Below are 12,457 nucleotides of genomic sequence, written 5' to 3'. Positions count from 1 at the left end.
TTAGCGTTTGTTCTACTCTGTGGCCCCGATGAGTAACCGTCTTGTCGCCGGCGGCGGTAGCATCTGCCGGCCGATGACGACGACCACAGGGCTGAACCGGGGTGACTCCCCAGTGGTGACGAGCCCTATGAGTGCCGAGGCCACTACCTTTCGACAGGAGATGCGTCTTTGTGAGAGTCTGCGGATGGACACGGTCTATCCACGGCGTCGCCGATCAGACAGACACGGATTTATGATCGTTGCCGAATAATCACACGGTATGGCTGCCGAAATCTCCGACCGGGTTCGAGAAATCGCTGAAGCCCGTGGCCTCCCCGAGTCCGAGGTGTTCGAGCGGGCACTCGAACGCGGTCTCGAAGACCTGTGGGAGGATCTCATTCTCGCGCAGTATCTCAACGGGGAACTCGACCGCGAGGAAGCCATCGAGCACGTCGGGCGGACGAAAGTCGAGCGCGCGGAGCAAGAACGTACGGTCGTCGAGGACGATGTCGACTGGGGCCTGAACGCGTGACGCTTGCGGCTGTCTCGGACGCGGGACCGCTCATTCACCTCGCCGAAATCGGGTCTCTCGAACCGCTCTCGACGTTTGACACACTACTCGTCCCGGAAACGGTTTACGAGGAGGTCGACGCCGGTGGTGTTCCGGACGGGGTGGCCGACCTCTCGTACGAACTCGTCGAAGCCGACGAAAGCCGAGTCGGAACTGAGGAACTGGACGCCGGAGAACGCGCCGCGATTGCGGTCGCAAAAGAGCGGGAAGTCGTTCTTCTAACCGACGACCTCGCCGCCCGAGAGACGGCATCCGACGCGGATGTCGAAGTACACGGTTCTATCGGCGTCATCGCGCTTGGGTACGGCCGGGGATTGCTCGACAGAGACGAAGCGGCATCCCGTATGCGAGCACTCCAGCGTGAGACGAGTCTCTTCGTGACCGAGGCGGTTGTGGAGCGCGGCATCCAGATGCTGGACGAACAGTAACGGGATGAGCGGACTCTATAGACGCTGTAAACACATTCACTATGAATAGATTGTGAGTCGTGAGTGCCGAGGCCGAATTTTCGACGCTAAACGGGGCGCTGAGGCTCCCCGGTCGTGGCCACAGTGGACATCGACCTCTATCGGATTCGCAGCGGTAGGTGGAAGAACAGGCCGAGCAACCATACCGCAGAGCCATCGAATAGTCCACCTCAGTTCAAACGCCCACGGCGGCTCGCGGGCCCTTGTGCCTGCATGTGCATCCCAAACACATTCACGTCCTCGGATCATGTCTCTACGCATGGTTGCTCAATTCACTGACAAACACGTCGGAAAGCGAGTGGTCGACCAGAACGGCGTCGAGGTCGGAACTGTGAACGACATCCGGAACGGCGACCTGCACGTCGAAGTCGGCCCGGACGCCGATCCAGAGACACTCTCGGAGTTGCAGTGGGACGGCACGGTGAACCAGCAGGTCCACCACTTGCGGGACCGGTACGTCTCGGACATCACCGACGCGACCGTTCGACTCAACGTCTGATACCGGCTGGGATTCGGCAGGTGGCCCCGATGGAGCCGGGGGACGAACGTTTTAATCAGCGACCGGGAGCAGGTGACAGCGAGCGAGTCGGCGACCCCTCGCCCGTGACCACAGCATGAGTGACAGTACCGACGACCCCTCCGGTGCATCGCGTTCCTACAGCAACAGCCTCGAACGCGAGCTTGAGAACGCCCCCAAAGAGATCCGTCAGCCGAGCCGGGGACTGGTTCTCTCCGCAGCTTCGGCGCGTTGTTCTTGGGGACGGTACTCACTTTCTCACCGGCATTCTCCTCGGAACTGGTCAGGCAGGCCCTGCTCGCTGGCAGCTCACTTCACAGACAATGACTGACGGTCGCTCGGGCACGTCTATTCCAGCATTTTAGTGGGTCGACCGAGATGCATCGGTATGCACACATCGAGAACGACTGATGCCGCCGTCACAGAGTCGCGATGGTAAACGTCGCGCTTTCGGCGGCACAGCTCGTCGTGGCGCTGTTGCTCGTGGGACTGAATGGTTTCTTCGTCGCTGCGGAGTTCGCTTTCGTCCGCGTGCGCGGCACGTCGGTCGATCAGCTGGTTGAGGAGGGGCGGGCCGGTTCAGGGTCGCTCCAGGCGGTGATGACCGACCTCGACAACTATCTCGCGGTGACCCAGCTCGGGATCACCCTCGCGTCGCTGGGACTGGGGTGGGTCGGTGAGCCCGCCGTCGCGGCGCTGCTCGAACCCGTTCTGGCCCCGGTCCTGCCCGAGAGCCTTCTCCACCTCGTCGCGTTTGCGGTCGGGTTCAGTATTATCACGTTCCTCCATGTCGTCTTCGGCGAACTCGCACCCAAGACGTTCGCAATCGCTCGGACCGAACGGATCTCGCTGTTGCTCGCGCCGCCGATGAAGGCCTTCTACTACCTGTTCTATCCGGGTATCGTCGTGTTCAACGGCTCGGCCAACGCCTTCACCCAGTTGCTGGGCGTCCCGGCGGCCTCGGAGACGGACGAGACGCTCGGCGAGCGTGAGATTCGGCGGGTGCTGGCACGCTCCGGCGAGGAGGGGAACATCGACACGGCAGAGGTCGCGATGATCGAGCGCGTGTTCGACCTCGACGACACCAACGTCCGTGAGGTCATGGTCCCGCGGCCCGACGTAATCAGCGTTCCCGGCGACGCCACGCTGTCAGATATCCGGTCGACCGTCCTCGACGAGGGACACACGCGCTATCCGGTGGTCGACGCCGACGACAGCGATCAGATCGTCGGGTTCCTCGATGTCAAGGACGTAGTGCGGGCAAGCGAGGAGGGCGACGATGCGACGGCGGGCGATATCGCCCGCGAAATCCTCATCGTTCCAGAGACCACGGCTATCAACGACCTGCTGTTGCAGTTCAGGCAGGACCACCAGCAGATGGCCGCAGTCATCGACGAATGGGGGTCCTTCGAGGGCATCGCAACAGTCGAGGACGTGGTTGAGGCGGTCGTCGGCGACCTGCGCGACGAGTTCGACGTTGACGAGCGGGAACACTCGATACACAAACGGAGCGACGGGAGCTACGACGCCGACGGCGGCGTCCCGCTGTCGACAGTCGCCGACACGCTGGGCGTCGACCTCGACAGCGACGCGTTCGAGACCGTCAGCGGGCTGGTGCTTGCCCGACTCGACCGCGCGCCCGAAGCCGGCGACAGCGTCGAAACGGCCGGCTACGTGTTCGAGGTGACGAGCGTCGACGGCACTCGCATCACGACCATCCGAATCAGCGAGGGAGCGGGCGACGACTCACCGTCGACTGAGTGACCGACGGTCAGAAGAACTCGCCAAGATAGACGGATTCAGGCCGGAAAACGTCCGCGAGCGGGCCTCGGAGCGATTCGTCGCGTATCTTCAGTTCGGCCAGCCGTTCGGCGGCATCGACGCCGTGTGTCCCGACGGTCAGTTGGGAAAGCGTCGCAATGTCGACAGCCGCGTCGGCTGCCGAGTCGGCGGCCGGAATCGGCTCGACTGTCGCTGTGCCGCCGCTCACTGCCAGTCGGAACAGCCCGTCGTTGTGGTCGAGCAGCGCATCGCTGACCGAGAGGATACACGTGAGGTCGCCGTCGGGCCAGTCGAGGCCTTCGAGGTGGCCCACGTCGGTGAGACGGACCATCGGCCCGGCCTCGACGGTGCAGTCGACTGCACTGGGGTCGTCGACGCGGTGAAGGAGAGCGGCGTCGGGCGGCAACTGGAGCGTGATACGCTCTATTTGTGCGCCGTGGTGCCCGAGAAAGGCGAACAGCGCACGGCGGGCCTCCTCATCAGCGGCGGCGAAATTTGTGACCGAGAGTGTGTGGTCAGCGTCGTCCGCGACGGTGTAGACGACGTAGCCCTCGAGTTCCCCGTCGCGTTCGTAGCCGTAGCAGTACGGGAGACCGTCCCCGTCCCAGTCGGCGAGCGTCCGCTCGCGCCACCACGCTTCCGAGCGCCGGAGCGAGAGCGCCGTCCCGGCGGCCGCGTCCGCCTCGACCCCGCGGAGCCGCTCCCAGTCGTCGGCGTCGAGGCGGACCATCCGTCCGGCGGTGTCGTGCTCCGGGAGCACCGACGGCGGCAGGTCGAAGCGGCGATAGGTGTTCGCCGTACCCCAGCCCAGACGGCGGTAGAACGGCGTCGAGAACGGCCAGAGAGCGACGAGCCCGACGCCGGACTCACGGGACTCGTGTACGGCGTGCCGACAGAGGTCACGGGCGTACCCCTGCCCGCGGTACTCGGGCGGTGTCGCCACTGCGCCGAGACCGCCGACCGTCGTCGCCGCGCCGCGAACGGTCGTATCGAGGGAGTACAGTTTGCAGACGGCCCGGAGTGTCCCGTCGTCGTAGAGGCCGCGCTGATCGAACAGCGACGGCGGCCAGTCGCCGTCCGGGTCCGGCGTCACAGGACCCCGTTCGGGAACGAACGCGTACTGGAGAATCCGCTGGCAGGCGTCGCGGTCAGTCGCCGGGACGGGGCGGAATTCGGACATACAATCTCAGCGGGCCGCCAGCTACAGAAATCTAGCTATCCGTCTCCCGACACCGTGGCCCCACGCGGACCGGGAACTCTCGACCTGCCGACAATCCACGCGGCCGGCACAGGACTTTATACCGCTCTGGCCGACCAGCCGGTATGGAGTACTCCACGTTCGGGTCGACCGGCATCACCGTCTCTGACATCTGTCTGGGCTGCATGAGTTTCGGGACGAAGGGCGACGAGTGGACGCTCGACCGCGCGGAGAGCCGCGCGGTCATCGAGCGCGCTATCGACCTGGGAATCAACTTCTTCGACACGGCGAACGTCTACTCCGACGGCGAATCGGAGGAAATCCTCGGCGAGGTCATCGCGGAGTACGACCGCGACGAGTTCGTCATCGCGACGAAGGGGTACGGCCAGATGCGCGATGACGACCCCAACTCCGGTGGCCTCTCGCGGAAAGCCATCGAGCAGGAGCTATCGAACTCGCTGGACCGGCTCGGGATGGACACCGTCGACCTCTACCAGATTCATCGCTGGGACTACGACACACCCATCGAACAAACACTCCGGACACTCGATGACGCGGTGCGGCGCGGCCAGGTCCGCCACCTCGGGGCCTCGTCGATGTGGGCCTACCAGTTCGCCGAGGCGCTGCACACGTCCGAGCGGCTGAACCTCGACCGCTTCGTCTCGATGCAGAACCTCTACAACCTCGTCTATCGGGAGGAAGAACGCGAGATGCTCCCGCTCTGTGACACGGAAGACATCGCGGTAATGCCCTGGAGCCCGCTCGGTGCGGGCTTCCTGACTCGGCCCCACGAGGAGTTCGACGCGACGACGCGCGGGGAGCACGAGGCCGAAATCGGTCGGCCGTACGCGGCGGGCGGCGGCAGGGAAATCAACGAGCGCGTGGCGGAACTCGCCGATCAAAAGGGCGTCTCGATGGCCCAGCTCGCCCTCGCTTGGCAGTTCCACAAGGAGTGGGTGACGACACCGATTCTCGGGACTTCGAGCATCGACCACCTCGAAGCGGCCGTCGAAGCCCTGGAAGTCGACCTCAGCGAGTCGGACATCGAGTACCTGGAAGAACCCTACGAGCCAGTCCCGGTTTCGGGCCACGAATAGGCCGTCACGTTCTCCGTTCGGTGCACGCGAAGCGGTCCGGATCACGACGCTGTGCCTCACCGCACACACCGGAGCCCAGCCTCGAACGGTTTATTAGCTCCCTTCAGGTAACGGGGGCATGGAGAAGCTCCGCGAGTCGCTACACGAAGCGCCGATCATCGACAAGGACGGCTACGCCTATCTGGTCCACCCACTCAGTAACGGCGTGCCGATGCTGGAGCCGGAACTCCTCCGCGAGGTCGTTGTCGGCGTGACGCGGGCGGCCGACCTCGACGTGGACAAGATCGTCGCGCCGGAGGCGATGGGCATCCACATCGCGACCGCGCTCTCGCTGCAGACGGACATCCCGCTCGTGGTCATCCGCAAGCGCTCCTACGGCCTGAACGACGAGGTCCCGCTGCACAAGACCACCGGCTACTCCGAATCCGAGATGTTCATCAACGATATCGAGGCCGGCGACGACTTACTCATCGTCGACGACCTGCTCTCGACCGGCGGGACAATGGCCTCCATCTGTGAGGCGCTGGACGGCATCGGCGCGAACATCTCGGACATCGTCGTCGTCTTCCGGAAACAGGGCGATTCGGCGCTGGATGACACCGACTACGAGGTGACAAGCCTGCTCGATATCTCGGTCGACCACGACAGCGTGACCATCCACGACTGATACTGTCGGCTGTAAGTCTGTAAAGAATTTCTCCACCTGGGGTGGCGAATATCTTAAAATAGTTACAGCCAACAGTATGAGCCGGCAGTTCGGGCCGGCTTATTCTGCCTCGACGGCGGCGGCCATGTGCTCCCGCGCTTCTTCGGGCGTCATCCCGCGAACGCCACACGCACAGGAGAGCAGTTCGGGGTCGGTCAGGTCGTCGACCTCCTCGGCGCTTTCCCGTTCGAGCGCGTCGTCCTCGGCGTCGTAGTCGAATGTCACCCGATACGTGACCTGCGCGACGCCCTCAATCTGGTGGGACTCGTCGGGGTCCGGGTTCGAAATGGCTTCGGCGTGCTCTTCCTGCATCGCGGACTTCCACTGTTCGAGGTTCGCCTCGGGGTCCGAATCATCGGGCATACGCTGGCTGTCGGCGGCGGCACTGAAAAAGCGAGTGCTGACGAGTCAGTGCAAGGGGGAGCCGTGAGATGGGTCGGTTCTCGGAACGCTTTTTCGGCCGGCCGTCGGCGGTTTTGCTGTGGTCGACTCCCGATTCGTCTCCGACCGACCTCGGCTCCTGTTGGCCGCGGCGACTGTCGTCGCCAGCGTTGCGACGGCCGGCAGCCTCTATCTCTCGCTGGGTCTCGGACTGACGCCCTGCCGGCTCTGCTGGTATCAGCGAATCCTGCTGTATCCGCTGGTGGTCGTCCTCGGCGTCGCCGCCGTCGAGAACCGCGCCGGTGTCGTCCGGACGGCGCTGCCGCTGGCGATACCGGGGAGCGCCATCGCGGCCTACCACTCCTGGCTGCAGGTGAGCCAGACGACCTGTGGCCTCGGGGCGATCAGTTGCGCACAGATACAGTACCGGGTGCTGGGCCTGACAGTGCCGAACCTCTCGCTGGTGGCGTTTCTGCTGGTGACCGGGCTGGTCGTCGCGGCGTCCGTGATGCGGTCGTAGGAGTACCGGACAGCCTTCGCCGGGACCAAACCCCTTTTTCGGGTAGCCCGATGTGGCTCCGGTATGGAATACACCAGACTCGGTTCGACCGGGACGACAGTTTCACAGCTGTGTTTCGGCACCTGGCGCTTCGGCCGTGAGACCGGCGGCGTCGTCGAGACCGACCGCGAGGAGGCCCACGACCTGCTCGATGCGGCCTGGGAGCGGGGCATCAACTTCATCGACACCGCCAACGTCTACGGCAACCCCAACGGAACCAGCGAGGAATACATCGGCGAGTGGCTCGACGACTACGACCGCGAGGACTTCGTCATCGCCTCGAAGGTGTACTTCCCCTTCGACGGCCGCGGCGAGCCCGGCCCCAACGATTCGGGCCTCGGCCGCAAGCACATCCGCGCACAAATCGAAGGCACGCTCGACCGCCTCGACACGGACTATCTCGACCTCTACTACATCCACCGCTGGGACGAGGAGAGCGATATCGAGGAGACGCTGTCGGCGCTTGACGACCTCGTCCACGCGGGCAAGGTCCACCACCTCGGGGCCTCAACGATGGCCGCCTGGCAGCTGACCAAAGCCCTCTGGAAGAGCGATGTCGAGGACTACGAGCGCTTCGAGGTTACCCAGCCGCTGTTCCACGCGGGCTACCGCGACGACGTGAAGGACTACCTCGATGTGTGTGCCGATCAGGACATGGCCGTCTGTCCGTACTCGCCGCTGGCCGGCGGCTTCCTCACGGGCAAGTACGAGCGCACGGACGACGACGACCCGACGGCCTTCGAAGGACCGGAGGGCTCCCGCGGATCGCTGTCGGACCGCTTCGAGGATTTCTACCTCTCCGAGCGCGGCTGGCACGTCCTCGACGAACTCCGCACCGTCGCGGGCGAACTCGACGCCACGCCCGCCCAGGTCGCGCTCCGCTGGCTCATCGAACAGCCGGACTTCACCTGCGTTCCCATCGTCGGTGCCCGCACCGTCGACCAGCTCGACGAGAACGTCGGCGCGGCCGACATCTCGCTGTCCGACGACCAGTTCAACCGCATCGTGAGCGCCCGCTACGCCGAGGACGGCGAGCGCTGGGGCCACCGTGACTGAGCGGTAGGTAGTGTACTGTTAGTCCGATTCTCTTACAACGTACCTTCTAACGGCCAGAAAGCCCAGACTGGCCAACCGGCTACGGGCGGGACTGAAAGGGGCCGTGCTATCGGCGAATCCCGACGACGCAAGCACCGCAGGGAGTAAAACGACCGAGGAGCGCAGCGAGTCGCGGGAGCCCGATAGCGCGGGGGCTTTCTGGCTCTTTGCAGTTGCGACCACTCGGTACACTGCGGAAAAGACCAAAAATCCGGCTCCTCACTCCGCTTCAGCAGGGTCGACGACTTCACCGGAAGCGGGATACACGCCGACCTGGTCGCAGTGACCTGCCAGCGGGCACGCGTCGGGGTCGTCCAGACAGGCCGGCTTGCGGGCGCTACAGTACTCGCGGCCGAACTGAATCATCGCCGTATGGCCGAACCCGCATTTCTCCGCGGGTACGTCGCGCTCCAGATGCTCGCGGACGGTTTCGTGGTCGGCGTCTGGCGGGGCCAGCCCCATCCGGCGGGCGATGCGGTGAACATGTGTATCGACAGGGAACACACCGCCGCGGCCGCCCGCGAACAGCAGGACGCAGTCGGCGGTCTTGGGGCCGACGCCGTTCATGTCGAGCAGCGTCGACCGCACCTCCTCGGGGTCGCTGGTCCGGACGAACTCGTCGAAACCGTCCTCGCCGCCGTACTCCTCGCAGATACGCTGGGCCAGGGCGATGATGCGCTCGGATTTCTGGTTGTAGAGGCCGGCCGAGGAGATGGTCTCGGCGAGTTCGGGCTGGTCGGCGTCGGCCAGCGCGCGGGCGAGGTCGGTGTCGTCGGCGGCTCCCTCGCTATCCGCATCTCTGCCGCCGCTCCCATAGCGCTCCATCAGTTCGTCGTGGGCGGGCTGGCTTGCCTTGTCGGAGGTGTTCTGGCTGAGGATGGTCCGGACGAGACACTCGAAGGCGTCCCGGCCGCCGTAGGTCTTCGTCCAGTACAGGTCACCGAGGCGGTCCACGACGGCTTCGGCCCGCGTCCCCGCCGTCTCCGGGTCGAACGTGGCCGACTGGCCGCCGCCAGCGTCCCCACCGCTGATGTTCTCCGCTGGTTCCTCGTCGCTCATATCGAGAGGCAGGGCTGGTAGAAACAAAACGCCTGCCCCGAATTATTCGCCTGACGGGGACACCGCTTCGTCACGCTCGCTGTGGTAGTCCGCGGTTCGATAGGTGAGAAAGAACAACGGTGGTCGCTCCCCATGTCGGATTCCACCGCAAAAATACCGATAGCAACGATGTGCGGCCGCGTGCTCGCACTCTCCAGATACCGATGGCTGGGAGGACCGATAGTTCCAGTGTGGTCCGCAGCGAAGGACCTGAAATGGGGCGTCCTTGGGGCAGACGCCCACGGGACAGACACGATAAAACTCGTGGCGCGCGGCGACGGGCTATGCCCACGGTGGTCGTCGCCGCTGAAGATGGTCGAGACCGACAGGTCAATACCCGGTCACGTCCTGACTCTCACCTCCTCTGGGACGGAATTTGCGCGGACGGCAGGGACGGCGGCACCCGACTCGCTACGGCGACAGATGTCCCGCCTCGGTGTGGCCTGGTCGTCCGGCATACAATTGTTTAGGCTGCCCTAAAACACAAAAAGGCATCGATTTTTAGGCGGTCCAAAATATACGGCCGAGTCGCTACTCTTCGACGATGACGGTGCCGACCATCCCCGCGGCTTCGTGTGGGATACAGACGTAGCCGTGTTCGCCGGCCGTCTCGAACGTGTGAACGTAACTCTGGCCGGACTGCACAGCCCCTTCGCCGTTCTCCCAGCCCTCGCGTGCGGCCGATTCGCTCTCAAATCCGCCGGAGGCCCAGTAGGTCGCCTCGGACGGAATCTCGTCCTCGACAGCGGTGACCGAATGCGGTTCGCCGCCGACGTGCTCCCAGGCGACTGTGTCGCCGACGCTGACGGTGAGTTCCTCGGGCGCGAACGCCACTGCCTCCATGTCGACGACGTGATCGGCGTCGTCGGGAACCCCCTCAACGACGTTCGGGCCGCCGGAGAGCGAGGTTTCGGTCTCCTCGGATTCCCCGCCGCCGTCACCCCCGGACACGCTTGGGGCGCTGTCGACAGCGCCGACGACGGCGAACTGCGCGGTTCGTGTGGCGTCCGCGAGCACCGTCGGGTCCGCGTCGCCGCCCGTGAGCCCCTGCGAGTAGTCGTTCAGTGCGGCCTCGAAGTTCTCGTAGGCCGACTGGTCGGCCTCCTCCAGCATCTCGTGGACCCGCGCTTCCTCGAACGTAGCGAAGACATCCTGGATGATAGCCGCCGCGGCCTCCCCGTTGCCGCCGGCGCTCCCGGCGATGGCGTACGCCGCCGCGATGGCCTCGTCGTTGAACGCCGTCGCCGCAGTGGTAACGTCCCCACCGTCCTCGGCAGCGGTTCGAATGTCTGTAAGCGTCGACTCGAAACTCTCGTATATTTCCGCGTCAGCTTCTTCCAGCGCTTCGTGGAAGCCCGCCGCGCCGCTCTCGAAGTGAGCGAAGGTGTCCTGAATAACGGTCGCCGCGCGGTCGGTCTCCGACAGCGCCGCGAGCCCGGCCGCGTCGAAGGCCCGACCGATCATGTAGTCGGCCTCGGCCCCACTGGCGATGGCCGTCGACAAGGCCGCCTCGAAGTCAAGCAGAGCCTGCTGGACCCCGTCGTGGTGGGTCGCCACGGCCTCGCTGTCGTCGTTCTCGTAGGCCGACTGCAACGACGTGAGGTGCTCCTCCTCGAAGCGCTGATAGAGATCCCCGCTTTCGTCTTCCATTGTCTCGTGGAAGCCGAGTTCGTTCGCTTCGAAGCGGGCAAACACGTCCGAGACGATAGTCGCCGCGCTGTCGGCGTCGCCGAGGCGATACAGTTCGCGGGCGTCCGCGATGCGCGCTCGGAAGAACGCTGACTCCAGTGCCGCCCGCGCGTCCGCGCCGCCGACCAGCGCTTCGACACCCGTGACGAGGTTCGTATCGACCGTTTCGACGGCACTGTCGATGCCGTCCGCGTTGCCGTTCTCGATGGCGCTGCTGAGGTCCTCCAACCCACCTTCAAAGGTTTCGTAGGCCTCGCCATCGGCCTCCTCCAGCGCGTCGTGAGCCGATGCCCCCTCGAAGTGGGCGAAGACGTTCTCGACGGCCGTCGACGCTGCGTCGGCCGCGTCGGTGGCCGCGAGCCAGTCCGCATCGGCGACGCGGGCACGGTAGCTATTCAGCGTGACCGTGTGCGCGTAGGCCTGCCCGGGACCGCCGGCGGAGGCGAGCGCAGCCGCGTCCCAGCCGCGGGCCTGCATCGTCGAGAGGTGCCCCGCACCGGCGACCGATTCCTGAGAGAGCAGCGCATACGCGCCCGTGACGGCCGCATCGAGCGCGGCACGGGCCTGTTCCGTGACGCCGCTTGCGTCCTCGTTGCCCGCGGCGGAACCGATGCCAGAGAGCGCGCTCTCAAAGGACTCGTAGGCGTCCGCGTCCGCATCCTCGATCATGCTGTACACCAGCGCGTCTTCGAACGCGACCGTCGTCTCCTCCGCGATGGCGGCGGCCCCCTCGAAGGAACCCAGCGTCGCGGCCATGGCGGCGTTGCTCGCCCGACTGCCCAGCACGAGCAAGTCCAACACTCTGGTGGCCTGTTGTCCGGTCGCGGCCTGCTGGGCCGTCTGGAGGTGCCCCGACGCCTCGTCCGCGGCGGAGGCCGCCTCCGACACGTCCCCCTCGGACAGCGACGATTGCACCGACCCGAGCGCGTCCTCGAACCCCTCGTATGCCGACTTGGACGTGGATTCAAGCTGTTCGTGGGCTCCGTACTCGCCCGAGGCCCCCTCGAAGCGAGCGAACACGTTCTGGGCGACGGTCGCCCCCGCGCCGGGTGCGCCGGCCCGGCCCAGCGCGATGGCGTCGAACAGCCGCGCCCGGTAGACGTTCCACTCCGTGGCGACGGCGGTCATCGGCCCGACCGAAACGTCGTTTTCGGTCTCGGTCTCGGTCTCCGTACTTCCCGCCCGTGTCGTCTCCGCCTCCGTTTCCGCCGAGGTCGTACTCGGGCCGGCAGACTGTTTCCCAGGACAACCGGCCAGGAGGCCGGTCGCAGCGATCCCCACCGTCTTCAGCAAGTCACGTCTCTGTGGCATGCAGTTT

The 12,457-nt window shown here is 65.3% G+C and carries 12 protein-coding genes; 8 read left to right on the top strand and 4 right to left on the bottom strand.

The window, feature by feature from the left end; genetic code table 11:
• Window positions 1-259: 259 nt before the first annotated feature.
• The 4 genes from NDI54_RS04700 (at window position 260) to NDI54_RS04685 (ending at window position 3,298) form a co-directional block, all read left to right on the top strand.
• A complete protein-coding gene (locus NDI54_RS04700; protein ID WP_310895320.1) occupies window positions 260-511 on the top strand; it encodes a hypothetical protein in 252 nt (83 codons plus the stop codon).
• A complete protein-coding gene (locus tag NDI54_RS04695; RefSeq protein WP_310895319.1) occupies window positions 508-978 on the top strand; it encodes a nucleic acid-binding protein in 471 nt (156 codons plus the stop codon). Before NDI54_RS04700 ends, NDI54_RS04695 begins: the two co-directional genes overlap by 4 nt.
• A gap of 298 nt (window positions 979-1,276) precedes the next feature.
• Window positions 1,277-1,516, top strand: a complete 240-nt coding sequence (locus tag NDI54_RS04690) for a hypothetical protein (protein ID WP_310895318.1) — start codon at window positions 1,277-1,279, stop codon at window positions 1,514-1,516.
• A gap of 450 nt (window positions 1,517-1,966) precedes the next feature.
• Window positions 1,967-3,298 (top strand): hemolysin family protein, encoded by a 1,332-nt coding sequence (locus NDI54_RS04685; protein ID WP_310895317.1) that lies wholly within the window; start codon window positions 1,967-1,969, stop codon window positions 3,296-3,298.
• A gap of 7 nt (window positions 3,299-3,305) precedes the next feature.
• Here the strand turns inward: NDI54_RS04685 and NDI54_RS04680 are convergent, their stop codons facing one another.
• A complete protein-coding gene (locus NDI54_RS04680; RefSeq protein WP_310895316.1) occupies window positions 3,306-4,496 on the bottom strand; it encodes a GNAT family N-acetyltransferase in 1,191 nt (396 codons plus the stop codon).
• Window positions 4,497-4,639: 143 nt separating this feature from the next.
• Here NDI54_RS04680 and NDI54_RS04675 point away from each other — a divergent pair, with 143 nt between their 5' ends.
• Window positions 4,640-5,611 (top strand): aldo/keto reductase, encoded by a 972-nt coding sequence (locus NDI54_RS04675; protein ID WP_310895315.1) that lies wholly within the window; start codon window positions 4,640-4,642, stop codon window positions 5,609-5,611.
• Window positions 5,612-5,729: 118 nt separating this feature from the next.
• Window positions 5,730-6,278, top strand: a complete 549-nt coding sequence (gene hpt, locus NDI54_RS04670; protein ID WP_310895314.1) for a hypoxanthine/guanine phosphoribosyltransferase — start codon at window positions 5,730-5,732, stop codon at window positions 6,276-6,278.
• A gap of 99 nt (window positions 6,279-6,377) precedes the next feature.
• Here hpt and NDI54_RS04665 read toward each other — a convergent pair whose 3' ends face one another.
• Entirely contained in the window at window positions 6,378-6,680 is a 303-nt protein-coding gene (locus NDI54_RS04665; protein WP_310895313.1) for a hypothetical protein, read from the bottom strand.
• 118 nt (window positions 6,681-6,798) lie between these two features.
• Here NDI54_RS04665 and NDI54_RS04660 point away from each other — a divergent pair, with 118 nt between their 5' ends.
• Together NDI54_RS04660 and NDI54_RS04655 are read left to right on the top strand one after the other, a co-directional pair.
• Complete coding sequence (locus NDI54_RS04660; protein WP_310895312.1) at window positions 6,799-7,218, top strand: disulfide bond formation protein B; 420 nt, start codon at window positions 6,799-6,801, stop codon at window positions 7,216-7,218.
• A gap of 63 nt (window positions 7,219-7,281) precedes the next feature.
• Window positions 7,282-8,313 (top strand): aldo/keto reductase, encoded by a 1,032-nt coding sequence (locus NDI54_RS04655; protein ID WP_310895311.1) that lies wholly within the window; start codon window positions 7,282-7,284, stop codon window positions 8,311-8,313.
• 258 nt (window positions 8,314-8,571) lie between these two features.
• Here NDI54_RS04655 and NDI54_RS04650 read toward each other — a convergent pair whose 3' ends face one another.
• Entirely contained in the window at window positions 8,572-9,411 is an 840-nt protein-coding gene (locus tag NDI54_RS04650; protein ID WP_310895310.1) for an endonuclease III domain-containing protein, read from the bottom strand.
• A gap of 570 nt (window positions 9,412-9,981) precedes the next feature.
• Window positions 9,982-12,450, bottom strand: coding sequence for a DUF5059 domain-containing protein (locus NDI54_RS04645; RefSeq protein WP_310895309.1), 2,469 nt, complete (start codon window positions 12,448-12,450; stop codon window positions 9,982-9,984).
• Window positions 12,451-12,457 lie beyond the last annotated feature (7 nt).

This window comes from Haloarcula terrestris (assembly GCF_031624315.1).
Classification (GTDB): Archaea; Halobacteriota; Halobacteria; order Halobacteriales; family Haloarculaceae; genus Haloarcula; species Haloarcula terrestris.
The sequence above is the reverse complement of the archived record's forward strand: the minus strand, read 5'-3'. Positions and strand labels throughout refer to the sequence as shown.